Origin of the sequence: Caballeronia sp. LZ008, from assembly GCF_031451435.1 — a bacterium.
GTDB classification, from domain to species: domain Bacteria; phylum Pseudomonadota; class Gammaproteobacteria; order Burkholderiales; family Burkholderiaceae; genus Caballeronia; species Caballeronia zhejiangensis.
Window position 1 is genome coordinate 764,336 of the sequence record NZ_JARUXK010000001.1, and the last position, 19,063, is coordinate 783,398.

Genomic DNA, 19,063 nt, shown 5'->3' on the forward strand with positions numbered 1-19,063 from the left:
CGGCCTGAACATCGTCGGAATCATCGCGTGGAATGTGCTCAACACGAAGGTCGTCGGCCGCGTCGGCGCGATGAAGATGATTTCGGCTGCATCGTTCGTGAGCGTCGCGGCGGCGCTCGCGGTCGCGTTCGTGGCGCTGACGGGCTTGGGCGGCCTGTGGTCGATCGTCGTGACGCTGTTCTTCGTGGTCGGCGTGGTCGGACTGCTGTCGGCCAATTGCACGACCGAGCTGATGCATCGGTATCCGCACAACGCGGGCGCGGCCGCCGCGGTTTTCGGCGCGATGCAGCTCGCGCTCGGCGCGCTCGCGAGTCTCGCCGTCGGCTTGTTTCACGATGTTTCGCCGCATGGAATGGGCATCGTGATAGGCGTGTGCGGCGTGCTGACATTCGCCGGGCGCACGCTGGTGCTGCGCTCGCACGCGGCGCCCGTGAAGGTCTGAACGGCGCGCAGAAACAAAAAAGCCTCGCTATGTGGCGAGGCTCAACATTTGATGCTCGTTTTTGCGGTCTCGAATCAGATGTGCCTGGGTCAAAGGTGCTTCCTGGGTCGATCGCAGTTGTTTGTCGATTCGGTAACTTACTGGGTCAAAGTTGTTTACCGGCTCGCTTCGGTCGCAGGGGCAATAGGCATGTTCTCCAGATGAGCGATCAGTGGTGCCTGGGTCAAAGGTGCTTCCTGATCGGGTTCGTGTCGATTCGGTTATTCCTCGTTGCCGTTTCAGCCTTGTCGACGAAGCTGGACTGCATCAAGGAATGAGACGAGTGTAGGCCGTCGTCGAACGACGACATATCGAAGGAATTCGAATCGGTGGGCAAGGCCGCGTGACGGCCGAAACGCGCTGTTGCGCGCCGTGAAACCGATGTTCGCCAAAATTGCGCGCGCGAGCGTCGGCATGGGCGGCGCGAGACGAATGCCGCGCGCCGCGAGCGCGGACAGCGTGGCCTCGTTGACATCGGAGATCACGCAGAGCGCGACGATCTCATGCAGGTTCGACGTGACGAAGGCGCGTTCGCCGGCGGCGGCGAACGCATCGGGGTCGAGCGTGAAGCGTGTCGGCGGGATCGGTATCGGCATGACTCGGGAAGCGCATTCGAAGGGTCCAGATCCTGCAGAATGCGTTCGCGCTTCTCGATAGGCATCGACTGAAACGTCCCCGCGTGCTGCTATTCGAGCGGGCCGATCGTCGCCGCGAGAAACGTGAAGGCCGCGGCTTCCGCCTGCGCGACTGCTCCGGGTTCGACGCCCGCGCCGTGCCCGCCGTCGCCGGTCTCCTGATACCAGACGTCGGCGTGGCCTTGCGCCTGCATCTTCGCGGCCATCTTGCGCGCGTGGCCGGGATGCACGCGGTCGTCGCTCGTCGATGACGTGAACAGCGCCGGCGGATACGTCACGTCGGCCTTCACGTTCTGATACGGCGAATACGCCATCAGATGATGAAGATCGCCGGCGTCGTCGGGATCGCCGTATTCGTCGATCCACGATGCGCCTTGCAGCAGCAAGTGAAAGCGCGCCATATCGAGCAGCGGCACTTCGGACAGCACGGCGCCGAAAAGCTCGGGCCGTTGGACCATGCACGCGCCGGTGAGCAGGCCGCCGTTGCTGCCGCCCCGAATGGCGAGCTTCTTCGGCGTCGTGACGCCGCCATCGACGAGCGCTTGCGCCACCGCGGTGAAATCATCGAACGAAATTTGACGGTTCTCGCGCAATGCCGCCTGATGCCACGCCGGGCCGAACTCGCCGCCGCCACGGATATTCGCGACCGCGTACAGCCCGCCGCGTTCGAGCCACGCGATGCCCGTGGTTGCGTCGTAGCCGGGGTCGAGCGCGACTTCGAAGCCGCCGTAGCCGTAGAGCAGGCAAGGGCGCGGTTCGGCGGTGGTCTCGATGTCTCTTCCGATCAGCCAGTAAGGAATGCGCTCGCCGTCCGGCGCGATCGCGTGGCGGCGCACGGCGGCGAGACCGGTTGCGTCGAATTGCGCGGGAAGGCGCGCGAGCAGTCGCCAGGGCGCGTCGCTGGCGAGATCGGCGTGATAGAGCGACGGCGGCAACAGAAAATGCTCGACGTGGATGAGCACGGTGTCGTCACGTTCGCTGTCGATCGAATCGACCCATGACTGGCTCGCTTCCGGCAGCGCGAATTCGCGCGCCTGCCATGCGTCATCGGGATTCGCGTCCGGGCGCAGCAGCGTGACGCGCGGCGTGCCGTCATCCATCTGCGAAACGATGAGGAACTGCTTCGTGAAGTCGATGCCCGCGAGGACGAGGCGTTCCGACGGCGTGAAAAGCGCCGTGAACCGGCGCGAGCCGGCGAGAAACGCGTCGCGGCGGATGACGGTCAGCGTGCCGGGCGCGTAGCGGCGCCCGCCCGCGTTCCAGAACTTGCGCGGCGTGACGAAGAGCCAGCCGTTCCAGTGCTCGATTTCCGCGTGCGACGGCAGATCGTACTGGCGCCATTCGTTGGCGGTTTCGTCGAGCCAGTAGTTGAGCGTGTCGTAGAACGTGACCGCGCGCGACGCGAGATGCAGCTTCTCGATCGGATCGTAGTCCACGCCCGCCGACACGTCGCGCCGATTGCCTTCGAACACGACGGGCGCATCCGCGAGCGGCGTGCCGCGCTTCCAGCGACGCGCCTGCCGTGGAAATCCGGATGTCGTCAGCGCGGGGCTCGGGTTCGTCTTGCTGTCGTCCCAGCCGACGTACACGGTGTCGCGATCGATCCACGAGATGTCGTGCTTGCCGACATCGGGCAATGCGAAGCCATCCGCGACGAACGTTTTCGGCGCGATCTCGAACTCGCGCACCATGCACGCGTCCGAGCCGCCCGGCGACAGGCTCACGAGCGCGCGATCGTAGTCGGGATAGAGCATGTCGAAGTCGGCGAGGGCCCAGCGTGTGTCGCCCACCGCGTCGGTGTTCAGGGCGAGCGCGTCGACGTCGAGGATCGTTTCCCATGCGGGCTTGCCTTCGAGCCACGCAGACCACGGCGTGCGGCGTACGATGCCGAGCGGATGCGCGTCGTCCTGCCATGTGTTGTAGCCCCAGTCGCCGTAACGCGAACAGGCGACGATGCGGTCTTTCGACGTGTACGCCTTTTCGAGCCGGCCGGCGAGGGCGCGCGCGTCGGGCGTGTTGCCGAACGCGGCTTCGGTGCGGCGGTTCTGGGCGTCGATCCACGACTGCACGCGGGCGTCGTCGAGCGCTTCGAGGCCGATGAAGGGATCGGGGCCGTCGGAGGGCGGCCAGGCGAGTTCGGGATTCTGATCGAGGATGGTCATGCGGAATCGGAGCTTCGAAAGGCAAAACGCCGATTGTGCCTGTTATGGCGGCGCAATGAAAAAGCCGCGCATCAGCGCGGCTTTCAACTTCAACGACCAGGCAGACTCAAGCCAGCCGCTCTTCCGTCTGCGGATCGAACAGCACGGCCTTCGACACATCGAACAGCAGGGTCATGTTCGTCATCGGCTGCGGATTGCTCGCAGGGTGCACGCGCGACACGACGCGCTTGCCGTTCACCTGCGCGAACACGAGCGTGTCCGGGCCGGTCGGCTCGATCACGTCGACGCGCACGTCGACCGGCTGCAGGCTCGCATCCGACACATCGTGCGCGCTGCGCGAATCGGTGATGCGCTCCGGGCGCAGGCCCAGAATCACATCCTGCCCGACCTTGCTGCGCAAACGACCCGCATCGAACGGCAGATTCAGCACCTTCTGCGTGACGCCCGTATCGAGTTGCAAACCGACGCCCGAACCCGACTCGACGAGCTTGCCCGTGATGAAGTTCATCGGCGGCGCGCCGATGAAGCCCGCGACGAACAGATTCGACGGCGAATCGTAAATCTCCTGCGGCGCGCCGAACTGCTGCACGATGCCGTCCTTCATCACCGCGATGCGATCGCCGAGCGTCATCGCTTCGATCTGATCGTGCGTCACGTAGACGATCGTCGTGCCGAGGCGCTGATGCAAGAGCTTGATCTCCGAACGCATCTCGATGCGCAGCTTCGCGTCGAGGTTCGAAAGCGGCTCGTCGAACAGGAACATCACCGGATCGCGTGCGAGGGCGCGGCCCATCGCGACGCGCTGACGCTGCCCGCCCGACAGTTGCCCCGGCTTGCGATCGAGCAGATGACCGATCTGCAGCGTCTCCGACACGCGATCGACGATCTTCTTCTGCTCGTCCTTCGGCACCTTGCGAATGTTGAGACCGAACGAGATGTTGTCGCGCACGCTCATCGAAGGGTAGAGCGCGTAGGACTGGAACACCATCGCGATATCGCGGTCCTTCGGCGAGAGGTCGTTGACTGTCTTGCCGTCGATCATGATGTCGCCACGGGTCACGGTCTCCAGACCCGCGATCATGTTCAGCAGGGTCGACTTGCCGCAGCCCGAGCCGCCGACGAGGATCAGGAACTGACCGTCCTCGATATCGATATTGACGCCCTTGAGAACCGGCACCCCGTTCGGGTAGGTCTTGTACACGTCACGGATGGAAAGGCTTGCCATGTGAATCCTCTATCTCTCGATACTGCTCGTTTAACCCTTCACCGCGCCGGCCGTCAGCCCGCGCACGAAATAACGTCCCGCGATCATGTAGACGAGGATGGTCGGCAATGCGGCGATGATCGCGCCGGCCATGTCGACGTTGTATTCCTTCACGCCCGTCGATGTGTTCACGAGGTTGTTCAGCGCCACCGTGATCGGCATGGAATCCACGCCCGAAAACACGATACCGAACAGGAAATCGTTCCAGATCTGCGTGAATTGCCAGATCAGGCACACCATGAAGATCGGCAGCGACACCGGCAGCAGAATCTTCGTGAAAATGGTGAAGAAACCCGCGCCGTCGATGCGCGCCGCCTTCACGAGCTCGGCCGGAATGCTCACGTAGAAGTTGCGGAAGAACATCGTCGTGAACGCGATGCCGTAGATCACATGCACGAGCACGAGGCCGGTCGTCGTGTTCGAAAGGCCGAGAAAGCCCTGCAGACGCGCCATCGGAAGAAGGATCGCCTGGAAGGGGATGAAGCAGCCGACGAGCAGCATCGTGAAGATGGCGTCCGCGCCGCGGAAGCGCCAGTGCGTGAGCACGTAGCCGTTGAACGCGCCGATGAACGACGAGATCAGCACGGCGGGGATCACCATGCGGACCGAGTTCATGAAGAACGGCTCCATGCCGTCGCAGCGCACGCCGGTACACGCTTCCTGCCACGCTTTGACCCACGGCGCGAACGTGAAGTGCGTCGGCGGCGTGAGCAGATTGCCCGTGCGAAGCTGGTCGAGATCCTTGAACGACGTCGACAGCATCACGTAGATCGGGAACAGGAAGTAGAGCGCGAAAAGTATGAGCACCGCGTAGATGACGGCGCGGCTCAGGGTCATCTTAGGCTGCATTGCGGGTGCTCCTCGATTCGAGATACATGAGCGGCACGAGCACGGCGACGACGGTGGCGAGCATCATCATCGACGATGCGGCGCCCACGCCCAGTTGCCCGCGATTGAACGAGAACGTGTACATGAAGATTGCCGGCAGCGACGACGACGTGCCCGGACCGCCCGCCGTCAACGCGACGACGAGGTCGAAGGTCTTGATCGTGATGTGGCAGAGGATCAGCAGCACGGAGAAGAACACCGGGCGCATGCTCGGAATCACGATCTTGCGGTAGATGGTCGGCAGAGTCGCGCCATCGACTTGCGCGGCCTTGAAATTTTCGCCTTCGACGCAGCTCAGACCGGCGAGTAAGAGCGCCATCACGAAGCCCGTCGATTGCCACACCGCGGCGATCACGACGCAGAAAATCGCCTTGTCCGGGTCGCCGAGCCAGTTGAACGAGAAACTCGTCCAGCCCCAGTCATGAAACACTTTCTCCAGACCGAGGCCGGGATTCAGAATCCACTGCCACGCGGTGCCGGTCACGATGAACGAAAGCGCCATCGGATAGAGGAAGACCGCGCGCAATGCACCTTCGTTGCGGATCTTCTGGTCGAGAAGGATTGCAAGGAAAAGGCCGAGGAACACGCAAATCCCGATGAACGGAATGCCGAACCAGCCGAGGTTGGCGGCGGAAGTCCACCAGACGTCGTTGGCGAAAAGCTGTTTGTAGCGGTCGAAGCCCGCGAAATCGTAGCGCGGCATGAGCCGCGATTCGGAAAGCGACAGATACCCGGTAATGGCGATGAAGCCGTACACGAAAACGAGCGCGATCACGACGCTGGGAGCGAGCACCAGCTTCGGAATCATGCGATCGGCGAGCGCCGCCGTCGGTGACGCGCGACGGGGCGGGTTTTGCGGTTTCTTGTCCGCGGCGATGGAGGCAGTCACGACTCGACTCCTGGAAGATGCGCCGGCGCTTTTCGTGCGTTTAGGTGCACTGACTGGCGCTTCTGTGGCGAATGCCTGCTGGCGCTGAAATGTTGCGACGTTACAGATGCAGTCCTGCTCTGTCTTGCCCCGCCCGGCGCATGCCTTTCGCACACGCGCCGGGCGGATGCGGCCTTACTTCGTCTTGGCGGCGTTCGCGAGTGCGGCAACCGCGCTCTTCGAATCCTGCGACGAATTCATGAACTTCGTCACGACGTCGGTCATCGCGCCGGCGACGGCATCGCCCTGAGCCATGCCGTGCGCGAGCGACGGAACATAGCCGCCCGATTTGATCGCCGTCTGTTCATCAGCGTAGGACTTCTTCGCGCAGTCGTCGAACTTATCCATCGGGACGCCGAGACGCACCGGGATCGACCCCTTGTTCAGACTGAACTGCTCCTGGAATTCCGGCGTCATGATGGTCTTCGCGAGCGCGAGCTGGCCCGGCGTCGCAGCCTTCTGGCCCTTCTGCTGGAAGAACACGAACGAGTCGACGTTGAACGTGTAGGCCTTCTCCGTGCCCGGCACCGGCGCGCACACGTAGTCCGTGCCCGCCTTCTTGCCGGCGCCGGCGAATTCGCCCTTCGCCCAGTCGCCCATGAACTGCATGCCGGCCTTGCCGTTGATGACCATCGCGGTCGCGAGGTTCCAGTCGCGGCCCGTGCGGCCGCTATCGAAGTAGCCCTGGATCTTGCGGACCGTATCGAACACCTGAACCATCTTGTCCGAGGTCAAGGTCTTCTGATCGAGATCGACGATCGCCTTCTTGTAGAAGTCCGCGCCCTGCGACAGCACGACGTCTTCCCACAGCGTCAGGTCCTGCCACGGCTGGCCGCCCATCGCGATCGGCATGATGCCCGCGGCCTTCATCTTGTCGGCGACCTGGAAGAACTCGTTCCAGTTGGTCGGGACCTTGCCGCCCGCCTTGTCGAGCGCGGCCTTGTTGATGTACAGCCAGTTCACGCGATGCACCGAGAAGGGCGCGGCGACGTAGTGGCCGTCGGCGTGGATGATCTTGTCGATTTCCGGCGGCAGGTTCTTTTTCCAGTCGCCCGCGACGGAATCGATCGGCACGAGGACGCCTTGCTCGGCCCATTCCTGGATCAGCGGACCCTTGATCTGCGCCGCCGACGGCGCGTTGCCCGAGATGACCTGCGTCTTCAGCGCGGTCATCGCGGCCGCGCCCGCACCGCCCGCGACAGCGAAGTCCTTCCAGGTGTAACCCTGCTTCGTCATGTCGTCCTTGAGCACGCCGACAGCCTTGGATTCGCCGCCGGACGTCCACCAGTGCAACACGGAAACGGCCTCGGCAGCCTGAACCGCCGACGCCGTCGCGCCGCACAGAAGACCTGCGGCGCACAGCGCGCCCATGAGCTTACGGACTTTCATTGTTTATCTCCTCCAGACACCTGACAAGAAACGATTGGCTCCCGATGCAGCCAGAAGCATGGCTAAGAAGCGGTGGAAAAAACGGCAAAACTGGATGGCCGGGAATCGGCGGTGTCGGCGGGGATGCGGCAGGCGCGAGTCACGACGGACGCGACGTGCCGGGCCGGCAGACCGATAGTCGGCCGCACGGCGCTCAAGAGATGAGTGGGTTGAATCGCAACGGCTGTCTCCTCTTTTGATTTTTACCCGTTCGTTCGAGCGTTGCCCCGAAAGACGCACTCGACGGCGAGGCGCGAGGCCTGAACGATCGTGAGCCGCAAGGGGCGCTTTCCGTGGAAAGCGGCGCGCCGCGCGCTCCGTTAACATGCGCTCAGAACGATCATCTGTAAAAAAGCTCGTCACCAGACTTGTCTGATTGACTTTGGCAATTTTCTGTAGATGACATTTCCTCTTGATTTGGATTGTAGTTAAACTACAATTCAGTGTCAAAAAAAATTTTATCGGACTACGCTGTCATCGGTAGTTACCCGGGCGACTCGCCCCGATTCGACTCACATCCGCTCTCGAACCCACGTAGAGACTCATGCAAAGCGACTCGAACTTCACCTTCGTACTCTTCGGCGGCACCGGCGACCTCTCCATGCGCAAGATTCTTCCCGCGCTCTTCGAGGCGCATCGCGCGGGCATGCTCAATCCGGCGGGCAGAATCGTCTCGGTCGCGCGCGAGGCCAAGCAGCAAGAGGAATACCGCGCGTGGGTCGAGGATCACGTGAAGCCGCATGTAGCGAAGAACGGCATCGATGAAGCCGCGTGGCAGAGCTTCATCGAGCGCTTCGAGTACGTCGGGCTGGACCTGGGACGTCCGGAGGACTTCGTCGTCTTGCGCGACGCGCTCGCCCGGTTCGACGGCACGCGCGTCTTCTATCTGGCGACGGGGCCGTCGCTGTTCGTGCCGATCTGCCGGGCGCTCGCCGATGTCGGCCTGAACCAGAACGCGCGCATCGTGCTCGAAAAGCCGCTCGGCTACGACCTGAAGTCGTCGAACGCGATCAACGACGCCGTCGGCGAAATCTTCCAGGAAGAGCAGATCTATCGGATCGATCACTATCTCGGCAAGGAGCCGGTGCAGAACCTGCTCGCGCTGCGCTTCGGCAACGCGCTTTTCGAGCCGCTGTGGCGGCGGGAATGGGTCGAGAGCATCCAGATCACGATCGCCGAGGAACTGGGCGTGGAAGCGCGCGGCGACTTCTACGACAATACGGGCGCGCTGCGCGACATGGTGCAGAACCACTTGCTCCAGTTGCTTTCCATCGTGACGATGGAGCCGCCGCACTCGATGGACTCCGACTCCGTGCGCGACGAGAAACTGCGCGTGCTGCGCGCGCTCAAGCCCATCGACGAGCGCGACATCAGCCGCGTCGCGGTGCGCGGGCAATATCATGCGGGTGTGATCCGCGGTACGGCGGTGCCCGCGTACGTGACCGAGCCGGGCGTGCGCCCCGACAGCACGACGGAAACTTTCGTCGCGCTGAAGGTGGAGATCGAGAATTGGCGTTGGGCGGGCGTGCCGTTTTTCCTGCGCACCGGCAAGCGGCTCGCGGATCGCGTCGCGGAGATCGTCGTGAATTTCCGCGCGGTGCCGCATTCGGCGCTCGGCGCGAACGCATTGCGCGCGGGCGCGAACCGTCTCGTGATCCGGTTGCAGCCGAACGAGTCGATTCGTCTCTACTGCCTGGCGAAGCAGCCGGGCGAGGGCATGAACCTCGCGAGCGTACATCTGGATCTCGCGTTCGATCAGTTCTTCAAGGAAGGACAGATGGAGGCGTATCAGCGGCTTCTGCTCGATGTGATTCACGGCCGCCTCGCGCTTTTCGTGCGGCGCGACGAGCAGGAAGCGGCGTGGCGCTGGGTCGAGCCGATCCTGAACGCGTGGGCATCGGCGACCAGCAAGCCGAAGCCGTATGCGGCGGGCACGTGGGGACCGGCGGCATCGAGCGCGATGCTCGCGCAGGCGGGCACATGCTGGCTGGAAGAAGAGAATTGAGGGATTGACGCCGACGCAGCCCGCAAGAGGCGCGCGGCGCGCACGAAGATTCAGGACACCGCTTCGCCCGTCATTGCGACGGCGCGAACAGAAAGCGGATCGATAAACCAGAACAAGCAGGAGGAGCAGTGATCGAGCTTCATACTTTCGACGATCCGCGCGCCCATTCGAACGCGCTGGCGAAAGCCGTGAGCGACGCGCTGAAAGCGTCCCTCGCGGCAAGAGGCGCGGCATCGGCCGATGCCGCCGGACAAACCGCTCACGCCACGCTGGCGGTCTCGGGCGGCACGAGTCCGAAACCGTTCTTGCAGTCGCTCTCGCGCGAGCCGCTCGACTGGGCGCACATCGACGTGACGCTCGTCGACGACCGCTGGGTGCCCGAAACCGATTCCGCGAGCAACGCGCAGCTCGTGCGCGACACGCTGCTGCAGAACGCGGCGGCGTCGGCGTATTTCCTGCCGCTCGTCGATACGGCCAAGCCGCTCGAGGCGCACATCGCCGAACTGAACGCCGATCCGCGCCGCCGTCTGCCGGACGTGGCCGTGCTCGGCATGGGCGAGGACGGCCACACGGCCTCGATTTTCGCCGACGCGCCCGAATGGGATTTCGCGATCTCCACGCCGGACCGGTTCATCGCCGTGCATCCGGGCGCGGCGCCGCATGCGCGCGTGAGCCTGTCGATGTCGGCGCTCAAGCAGATCGGGCAGTTGTATCTGTTCATCGCCGGGCAGAAGAAACTCGACGTCCTGAACGCGGCGCTCGCCGCGCCGCAAAAAAACGCCATCTCGACGCTGGCCCACGCTGAAGGAGTGAAGCTCGATGTCTACTGGTGTGCATAAGACAGCGGCTCAGCACGCCGACGGACCGCGGCTTCTGGCCGACATCGGCGGCACGAACGCGCGCTTCGCGCTGGAGACCGCAACCGGCGAGATCGGGCAGATCCGCGTGTATCCGGGGGCCGATTACCCCGGCATCGCGGAGGTGATGCAGCAGTATCTGAAGGACACGAAGGTCGGCCGCGTCAATCATGCGGCGATCGCGATCGCGAATCCGGTCGACGGCGATCACGTGAAGATGACCAATCACGACTGGAGCTTCTCGATCGAGGCGACGCGCCGCGCGCTCGGCTTCGACACGCTGCTCGTCGTGAACGACTTCACCGCGCTCGCGATGGCGCTGCCCGGCCTGACCGACGCCCAGCGCGAACAGGTCGGCGGCGGCTCGCGGCGGCAGAACAGCGTGATCGGTCTGCTCGGCCCCGGCACGGGTTTGGGCGTCTCCGGGCTGATTCCGGCGGACGATCGCTGGATCGCGCTCGGCAGCGAAGGCGGCCACGCGACGTTTTCGCCGTTCGACGAGAACGAAGACCTCGTCACCCGCTATGCGCGCCGCAAGTTTCCGCACGTCTCGTTCGAGCGCGTGTGCGCGGGGCAGGGGCTGGAGCTGATCTACCGGGCGTTCGCGGAGCGCGACAACGTCACGGTCGCCGACACCTTCACCGCCGCCGATGTCACGACGCGCGCGCTGCAAGGCGAGCCGCTCGCGCTCGAAACGGTGAACTGTTTCTGCGCGATCCTCGGCACGTTCGCGGGCAATATCGCGGTGACGCTGGGCGCGCTGGGCGGCATTTACATCGGCGGCGGCATCGTGCTGAAGCTCGGCGAGCTGTTCCACAAGTCGCCGTTTCGCGAGCGCTTCGAGTCGAAAGGGCGCTTCCAGCAGTATCTGTCGGGCATTCCGACGTACATCATCACGGCGGAATATCCGGCGTTTCTCGGCGTGTCGGCGATTTTGTCGGAACAGTTGTCGAATCGCGCGAACAGCGGTTCGTCGGCCGTGTTCGAACGCATCCGCCAGATGCGTGACGCGCTGACGCCCGCCGAGCGGCGCGTCGCCGATCTCGCGCTGAATCATCCGCGCTCGATCATCAACGATCCGATCATCGACATCGCGCGCAAGGCCGACGTCAGCCAGCCGACGGTAATCCGCTTTTGCCGCTCGCTCGGCTGCCAGGGCTTGTCCGACTTCAAGCTGAAGCTCGCGACCGGCTTGACCGGCACCATTCCGGTGAGCCACAGCCAGGTGCATCTCGGCGATACGGCCACGGACTTCGGCGCGAAGGTGCTCGACAACACCGTGTCGGCGATCCTGCAGTTGCGCGAGCATCTGAACTTCGAGAACGTCGAGCGCGCGATCGATATCCTCAACGGCGCGCGGCGCATCGAGTTCTACGGGCTCGGGAATTCGAATATCGTCGCGCAGGACGCGCACTACAAGTTCTTCCGCTTCGGCATTCCGACGATCGCGTACGGCGACCTGTACATGCAGGCGGCGTCCGCGGCGCTGCTCGGCAAGGGCGATGTGATCGTGGCGGTGTCGAAGTCGGGGCGCGCGCCGGAACTGCTGCGCGTGCTCGAAGTGGCGATGCAGCAAGGCGCGACGGTCATCGCTATTACGTCGAGCAACACGCCGCTCGCCAAGCGCGCGACGGTCGCGCTGGAGACGGATCACATCGAGATCCGCGAGTCGCAGCTTTCGATGATCTCGCGCATTCTGCACCTCGTCATCATCGACATTCTCGCGGTCGGCGTCGCGATTCGCCGTGCCGCGCCGAAGCCCGGCGCGAAGATCAGCGAGACGGTCGCGAAGGCGCGTCAGTCGAGCGACGATGACGCCGCCGCCGTGCTCGACTGGCTGAGCCACGGCGCATCGGGAATGGCGCGCGACTGAAGCGCTTTCGAAGCGCGATGAACGAAGGGCCGCCGATGCGAATCGGCGGCCCTTTGTCTTGCGGATCGAACCGGCGCGTCAGAACGAGTGCTGGATGCCCGCGTACACGCCCGACTGGCTGTGTCCGACGAGCGGGTTGTCCGTCGCCGCCGACGTGCCGTAGTTGTTGGCGTTCAGGCCGTAGTTCGCGGTGCTGCTGTTGCGCACCGTGGCGATCTGAATGTCGAACAGCGTGCGCTTCGAGATGTTGTACGAACCGCCGACCGAATAGATGGTCGCGTTGCCCGCGCCGTTGTTGCCGTTCACGTGATACACCGCGCCGATCAGCGCCGCTGCCGGCGTGGCTTGCCACGTCACGCCGCCCCATTCGTGATCGAGCGTGCTCGGCTGGCCGGGCAGCAGGTTCGTCATGCCGGACGTGCGGATCGCCTGATAGCCGCCCTGCAGCTTGAACTGGCCGAGGAACACGTTGAACATCGCCGTGTATTCGCGCGAGTAGGCGTAGGCACCGTTGCCCGTGCTGTAGTCACCGCCGAGCGTGCCGTTCGCCGGGTTGCGGATCTCGTCGTAGATGCCGCGCACCTGAAACAGCGGCGATGTGTAGGTGATCTGCGCACCGGCCTGACGGCCCTGCGGCGTGGTGCCGTTGCCGTTCCAGTTGGTCGCGTTGGACAGCGCGTACTGGCCGTAGAAATCGAAGCCCGCGAACTTCGGCGACTGATACGAAATGTTGTTGCTCGACTGCGGCCAGTTGCGGCCACGCACCAGCGATGCCGACGACCAGTTCGACTGACCGAACGGATCGAAGTCCCATATGCCGTTCGAGATGAAGAGCTCACGGCCGAGCAGAACCGTACCGAACTGATCGTTGGCGATACCGACCGTCGCCCAGCGATTGAAGAGGTTGCCTTGCGCCTGGCCGTTCATCGCGTTGAAGCCGTTTTCCAGCCGGAAAACGGCGCGGTTGCCGCCGCCCAGGTCCTCGGCGCCCTTGATGCCCCACAGGCTCGTGCCCCAATCGCCGCTTTCGGCGCGAAAACGGTGCGTGCTGCCGCCGGCGCCGTCGGGCACGCCGCTCATGTATTCGAGTCCCGCGTCGATGCGGCCGTACAGCGTCACGCTGCTCTGTGCATGTGCCGCTGCGCTGAACGCCATGAGTGCTGCCGACGCGAGCAATACCTTCTTCATCATCCCCTCCAAAACGCTGTCAAAGAAAACATGTGCATAACGAGGCATCGCGATCACGCCGCGATCCGCGTCATTTCTCGAATTCGGAGGGATTGTGAAGTAGAACTACTTTGTCGGATGCCCGGTTTTGTAGTTTTAGTTGCCGAGTTGACAAATGTCGTGCGCGGGCAGGATACCGTCGGCATCGACGTTCGTTATGCCCGAGCTGCAAACGCCCGAAAGTCTCGCGATCCAATAAAAAACGGTGCGATACCCTTTCGGGCACCGCACCGATACGCGCCTCTCGCAGCAGCGTGAAAACCTTCTAAAAGACTTTTCTGTCAGACCCGTTGCTTAGAACGAGTGCTGGATACCTGCGTACACGCCCGTCTGGCTGTGGCCAGGGAACGGGTTGTCCGTCGAAGCAGCCGAGCCATAGTTGTTGGCGTTGAGACCGTAGTTCGCGGCCTTGCTGTTCTGCACCGTCGCAACCTGCAGGTCGAGCAGCGTGCGCTTGGACAGGTTGTACGAGCCGCCGACCGTGTAGATGGTCGCGTTACCCGCGCCGTTGTTGCCGTTGACGTGGTACACCGCCGCGATCAGCGCTGCTGCCGGCGTGGCTTGCCACGTCACGCCGCCCCATTCGTGATCGAGCGTGGTCGGCTGGCCGGGCAACTGGCCCGTCATGCCCGAGCTGCGGATTGCCTGATAAGCGCCCTGTACCTTGAACTGACCGAGGAACAGGTTGAACATCGCCGTGTACTCGCGCGAGTACGCATAGACGCCGTTGCCGCCCGAGCCGCCGTCGATCGGGTTGTACGCGCCGCCGAGCGTACCGTTTGCCGGGTTGCGGATTTCGTCGTACATACCGCGAATCTGGAAGAGGGGCGTCGTGTACGTGATGTACGCGCCCGCTTCGCGGCCTTGCGGCGTCGTGCCGTTACCGTTCCAGTTCGTCGCGTTCGAGAGCGAGTACTGACCGTAGAAGTCGAAGCCCGCGAACTTCGGCGACTGGTACGAAATGTTGTTGCTCGACTGCGGCCAGTTGCGGCCACGCACCAGCGATGCGGACGACCAGTTCGACTGACCGAACGGATCGAAGTCCCATACGCCGTTGGCGATGAAGAGTTCACGACCCAGCAACAGCGTACCGAACTGATTGTTCGCGATACCGACCGTCGCCCAGCGATTGAAGAGGCCGCCGCCGCCCGGGCCTTGACCCGTCATGGTGTTGAAGCTGCCTTCCAACTGGAACACGGCGCGATAGCCGCCGCCCAGATCTTCGACGCCCTTCAAACCCCACAAGCTCGTGCCCCAATCGCCGCTTTCCGCCTTGAAGCGGTGCGAAGAGCCGGTGGCGGGCGCGCCGGCCGGACCGGTCGGCACACCGTTCATGTATTCGAGCCCCGCGTCCAGGCGGCCATACAGCGTCACGCTGCTCTGAGCGTGCGCCCCCGCGCTGAACGCCAGCAGTGCTGCCGACGCGAGCAAAGCTTTCTTCATCATCTCCTCCAACCCTGTCAAGAAATAGAACCCAAGTGCTGCTGTGTGGTTCGATGCGAGCGCACCCAACCGAAAATGTTTTCAGAGGAAGGACACGCGCGGGCTGTAGTGCTAGTGACGATTCGCACGTCGTGGGCGCGAATCTGACCCCGATCCGTCGATCGGTGCCGTTCCTCAGTTTCTTTTGGACTTTTGAAGTAAAACTACTTTTTGTGTACTTCGTTTTGGTACTTTCGTTACCAATTTAACAAATTACGTTATGGTCGCCAAAGAAAAATGACGATCGCCGACCGTTTGTGTCAAAAATGCAATGCCCATGTGCTAGGCAGTCGACCCACAGGATGGGAAATACGCCGCAAAGCCTTATTCCATCAGGGCTTCAGCGGCATGTAAGTTTCGGGGTCAGGTTTGTCGCCTATTGACGCGCGCTCGCCGCGGCGCTAGGTCGAGGCAGGGCGCGAAAGAGGTCTAAAGCCTTGCGGCCGGGCATAAAAAAAGCGCCTCACGGACGCTTTTTTTGGAGTGGAAGGCTGCTTCCGGCAGCGATCGCTTACTTCAGGCTGCCCGACAGAAACTGCTTCAGGCGCTCGCTCTTCGTGTTGCCGAACACGGCATCCGGATGGCCTTCTTCCTCGATGCGCCCCTGATGCAGAAACACCACATGGTTCGACACGTTGCGCGCGAACGCCATCTCGTGCGTGACGACGATCATCGTGCGGCCTTCCTCGGCGAGCGTCTGCATCACCTTCAGCACTTCGCCGACGAGCTCCGGATCGAGCGCGGAGGTCGGCTCGTCGAAGAGCATGACATCGGGATGCATCGCGAGCGCCCGCGCGATGGCCACGCGCTGCTGCTGCCCGCCCGACAGATGCGACGGGTACTGCTTCTCCACGCGCGGCGCGAGCCCGACTTTCTCCAGATAGGTACGCGCGCGCTCCTCCGCTTCTTTCCGCGAAAGTCCGAGCACGTTGACGGGCGCCTCGATCACGTTCTCCAGCACGTTCATGTGCGACCAGAGATTGAAGTGCTGGAAGACCATCGACAGTTTCGAGCGAACCTGCCGCAATTGCTGCGCGTCCGCCGCCTTCAGCGCGCCGGTCTTGTCCTTCATCGTGCGGACTTCTTTCCCGTCGACGAAGATGCGCCCCTGATTCGGCTGTTCGAGAAAGTTGATACAGCGCAGCATCGTGCTCTTGCCCGAGCCCGACGACCCGATGATGCTGATGACGTCGCCGGCCTTCGCCTTCAGCGACACGCCCTTGAGAACTTCGTTGCTGCCGTACTGCTTGTGAATGTCATCGACGAAAAGCTTGTGCTGCTGGGAAATCATGAACGGTCCTTGAGCGGCGGTGAACTTATTTGCCTTGCGGCCGCAAATAAGCGAGCCAGCGATGCTCGGCGCGGCGGAACAGCCACACGAGCGCGAACGAAATGCAGAGGTAGAGCAGGGCGGCGAGGCCGAACGCCTCGAACGACTGATACGTCGCCGAGTTGACATCGCGCGCGATCTTGAGGATGTCCGGCACGGTCGCCGTGAACGCGACGGTGGTCGCGTGCAGCATCAGAATGACTTCGTTGCTGTAGTAAGGCAGCGCGCGCCGCAACGCCGACGGAAGAATCACGCGCCGATACAGCGTGAAGCTCGACATGCCATACGCGCGCGCGGCTTCGATTTCGCCGTAGGGCGTCGCCTTGATCGCACCGGCGAAAATCTCGGTGGTGTAGGCGCACGTATTCAGCGTGAACGCGAGCAGCGTGCAGTTCATCCCGCTTCTGAAGAACTCGGAAAGCAGCATGTGATCGCGCACGACCTGGAGGCTATACAGGCCCGTGTAGCAGAGCAGCAATTGCACATAGAGCGGCGTGCCGCGAAACACGTAGGTATAGAGCCACACCGAACGCGAGAGCAGCTTGTTCTTCGACACCCGCGCGACCGCGAGCGGCACCGAAAGACAAAAGCCGAGGCCGATGGAGATGACGAGCAGCCACATCGTGATCGCGAGACCGGTGATGCGGTAGCCGTCGGTGAAGAGGTAATTCTTCCAGTATTCCTGGATGATTTCGATCATGATCCCTGCCGCCCTGTTATGGACCGATTAGAGGTCGGCCTTGCGCACGCCGATGGAATAGCGCCGCTCCAGCCAGATCAGCACGAGATTCGAGATCGTGGTGATCGCGAGATAGATCGCGCCCGCGAGCAGCGTGAAGAAGAAGAAACGCAGCGTGCCCTTGCCCGCGTCCTGCGAGGCCTTGACGACGTCCGCGAGACCGATGATCGACACGAGCGCCGTCGCCTTGACCATCACCTGCCAGTTGTTGCCGATGCCCGGCAGCGCGAAACGCATCATCTGCGGAAACATGATGCGCGCGAAGGTCTGCCACGGCGTCATGCCGTAGGCCGCGCCCGCTTCGAGCTGGCCGCGCGGCACGGAAAGAAACGCGCCGCGGAAGGTTTCGGTGAAATACGCGCCGTAGATGAAGCCGAGCACCAGAATGCCGGCGAGGAACGGATCGATGTCGATCTGATCCCAGCCCATCGCGTCGGTGAAGAGATTCAGCCAGATCTGGATGCTGTAGAAGAGCAGCAGCATCAGCACGAGATCGGGCACGCCGCGGATGAGCGTCGTGTAGACGGTGCCGACGCCCGCCGCGACGCGGTTCTTCGACAGCTTCGCCGCCGCGCCGATCAGGCCGATCACGAAGGCGAACACGAGCGACAGCACCGCCAGCTTGACGGTCTGCCAGGTGCCCGCGAGGATCAGCGGACCGTAGCCTTGCAACATGGTGATTCCTTGGTAAGGTGCCTGACGTGCATGGAGTGTGACGAGCGCGGCGGTCGGTATTCTAGATGGCCAAAATTGCGAGCAGCCGCTGCTGCTAACCCTGCCAACGTTTCGGATGCGTTTTTCCGGCGCATCGCGGCGCGTTCCGGCGTCTCGCGGGCGTTCCCAACCCGTCGCCGCCCGGAAAAGCGCGGTATTTTACCCGAAGCCGGCCAGGGCGCGAGTTCGAAGCAGGATGTGTCCGATTACATGCATCAGCGGAACGATGTAGTGCCGTGGCGCGCGTTGTTTCGGAAGGGCGTCGCCCTTACATTCTCTCCATCGCAAAACAACGCCTTGGGCGGGAGCAAATACCATGATCGAGATTCGCCGCAGCAACGAACGGGGTCACGCCAACCACGGCTGGCTCGACTCGTATCACAGCTTCTCCTTCGCCGATTACTACGATCCCGAGCACATGCACTTCGGCGCGCTGCGCGTGATCAACGAGGACCGCGTCGCGGGCGGACAGGGCTTCGGCGCGCATGGCCATCGCGATATGGAAATCGTGAGCTACGTGCTCGAGGGCGCGCTCGCGCATCGCGACAGCATGGGCAACGGCTCGACGATCCGTCCCGGCGATGTCCAGCGCATGAGCGCCGGCACCGGCGTGCGCCACAGCGAATTCAACGGTTCGCCGACGGACGCCGCGCACTTCCTGCAAATCTGGATCATTCCGGATGCGCCGGGCGGCGCGCCCGGGTATGAGGAAAAGCGCTTCGCCGACGATGAAAAGCGCGGCCGCCTGCGGGTGATCGCATCGCCGGAAGGCACCGACGGTTCGGTGAAGATCGGCGCGAACGCGCGCATCTTCGCGGGACTTTTCGACGGCGACGAGCGCGCGGACTTCGACGTGCCGGCGGGCCGCCGCGTGTATGTGCATGTGGCGCGCGGCGCGGTGACGGTCAACGGCGAAGCGCTCGGCGCGGGCGACGCCGTGAAGCTCGAAGACGTGTCGAAGGTGACGATCGAGAAGGGCGATAACGCGGAAGTGCTGCTGTTCGACCTCGCCTGATCGTTCCACTGATGTAAAGAAGGCCGCGGAGCGCA

Annotated in this window: 15 protein-coding genes and 1 pseudogene; 5 read left to right on the forward strand and 11 right to left on the reverse strand. The window is 63.2% G+C overall.

Annotation, left to right across the window (positions count from 1 at the left end; all coding sequences use genetic code 11):
* Positions 1-442, forward strand: a pseudogene (locus QCE49_RS03615) (Bcr/CflA family drug resistance efflux transporter); the annotation flags it as partial.
* A gap of 278 nt (positions 443-720) precedes the next feature.
* Here QCE49_RS03615 and QCE49_RS03620 read toward each other — a convergent pair.
* The 6 genes from QCE49_RS03620 to QCE49_RS03645 all read right to left on the reverse strand — a co-directional run bounded on the left by QCE49_RS03620 (position 721) and on the right by QCE49_RS03645 (position 7,747).
* Complete coding sequence (locus tag QCE49_RS03620; RefSeq protein WP_250456523.1) at positions 721-1,077, reverse strand: hypothetical protein; 357 nt, start codon at positions 1,075-1,077, stop codon at positions 721-723.
* A gap of 89 nt (positions 1,078-1,166) precedes the next feature.
* Positions 1,167-3,278 carry a prolyl oligopeptidase family protein gene (locus tag QCE49_RS03625; protein ID WP_250456522.1) on the reverse strand — a complete coding sequence of 704 codons (2,112 nt, stop codon included), beginning with the start codon at positions 3,276-3,278 and terminating at the stop codon, positions 1,167-1,169.
* A 106-nt stretch (positions 3,279-3,384) separates the two neighbouring features.
* Entirely contained in the window at positions 3,385-4,503 is a 1,119-nt protein-coding gene (locus QCE49_RS03630) for an ABC transporter ATP-binding protein (protein WP_008350840.1), read from the reverse strand.
* A 30-nt stretch (positions 4,504-4,533) separates the two neighbouring features.
* Positions 4,534-5,391, reverse strand: coding sequence for a carbohydrate ABC transporter permease (locus QCE49_RS03635; protein WP_008350838.1), 858 nt, complete (start codon positions 5,389-5,391; stop codon positions 4,534-4,536).
* Positions 5,381-6,238, reverse strand: a complete 858-nt coding sequence (locus QCE49_RS03640; protein ID WP_309806051.1) for a sugar ABC transporter permease — start codon at positions 6,236-6,238, stop codon at positions 5,381-5,383. Before QCE49_RS03640 ends, QCE49_RS03635 begins: the two co-directional genes overlap by 11 nt.
* A gap of 255 nt (positions 6,239-6,493) precedes the next feature.
* Positions 6,494-7,747 (reverse strand): ABC transporter substrate-binding protein, encoded by a 1,254-nt coding sequence (locus tag QCE49_RS03645; protein ID WP_008350833.1) that lies wholly within the window; start codon positions 7,745-7,747, stop codon positions 6,494-6,496.
* 583 nt (positions 7,748-8,330) lie between these two features.
* Between QCE49_RS03645 and zwf the strand changes: the two genes are divergently transcribed.
* The 3 genes from zwf (at position 8,331) to QCE49_RS03660 (ending at position 12,521) form a co-directional block, all read left to right on the forward strand.
* Positions 8,331-9,791, forward strand: coding sequence for a glucose-6-phosphate dehydrogenase (gene zwf, locus QCE49_RS03650; RefSeq protein WP_008350831.1), 1,461 nt, complete (start codon positions 8,331-8,333; stop codon positions 9,789-9,791).
* Positions 9,792-9,919: 128 nt separating this feature from the next.
* The gene (gene pgl, locus QCE49_RS03655) at positions 9,920-10,630 is read left to right on the forward strand and encodes a 6-phosphogluconolactonase (RefSeq protein ID WP_175981807.1); all 711 of its coding nucleotides are present in this window, start codon (positions 9,920-9,922) and stop codon (positions 10,628-10,630) included.
* Positions 10,611-12,521, forward strand: a complete 1,911-nt coding sequence (locus tag QCE49_RS03660) for a bifunctional transcriptional regulator/glucokinase (protein ID WP_033536676.1) — start codon at positions 10,611-10,613, stop codon at positions 12,519-12,521. The genes pgl and QCE49_RS03660 overlap by 20 nt, the downstream gene beginning before the upstream one ends.
* A gap of 78 nt (positions 12,522-12,599) precedes the next feature.
* Here the strand turns inward: QCE49_RS03660 and QCE49_RS03665 are convergent, their stop codons facing one another.
* The 5 genes from QCE49_RS03665 to QCE49_RS03685 form a co-directional block, all read right to left on the reverse strand.
* Complete coding sequence (locus QCE49_RS03665; protein WP_008350824.1) at positions 12,600-13,709, reverse strand: porin; 1,110 nt, start codon at positions 13,707-13,709, stop codon at positions 12,600-12,602.
* A 333-nt stretch (positions 13,710-14,042) separates the two neighbouring features.
* Positions 14,043-15,191 (reverse strand): porin, encoded by a 1,149-nt coding sequence (locus QCE49_RS03670; protein ID WP_008350822.1) that lies wholly within the window; start codon positions 15,189-15,191, stop codon positions 14,043-14,045.
* Positions 15,192-15,741: 550 nt separating this feature from the next.
* A complete protein-coding gene (locus QCE49_RS03675; RefSeq protein WP_008350821.1) occupies positions 15,742-16,521 on the reverse strand; it encodes an ABC transporter ATP-binding protein in 780 nt (259 codons plus the stop codon).
* Positions 16,522-16,546: 25 nt separating this feature from the next.
* The gene (locus QCE49_RS03680; RefSeq protein ID WP_008350819.1) at positions 16,547-17,260 is read right to left on the reverse strand and encodes an ABC transporter permease; all 714 of its coding nucleotides are present in this window, start codon (positions 17,258-17,260) and stop codon (positions 16,547-16,549) included.
* Positions 17,261-17,287: 27 nt separating this feature from the next.
* Complete coding sequence (locus QCE49_RS03685) at positions 17,288-17,974, reverse strand: histidine ABC transporter permease HisQ (RefSeq protein ID WP_309805718.1); 687 nt, start codon at positions 17,972-17,974, stop codon at positions 17,288-17,290.
* Positions 17,975-18,329: 355 nt separating this feature from the next.
* Here QCE49_RS03685 and QCE49_RS03690 point away from each other — a divergent pair, with 355 nt between their 5' ends.
* Positions 18,330-19,028, forward strand: coding sequence for a pirin family protein (locus QCE49_RS03690; RefSeq protein ID WP_250456521.1), 699 nt, complete (start codon positions 18,330-18,332; stop codon positions 19,026-19,028).
* Positions 19,029-19,063: the final 35 nt, after the last annotated feature.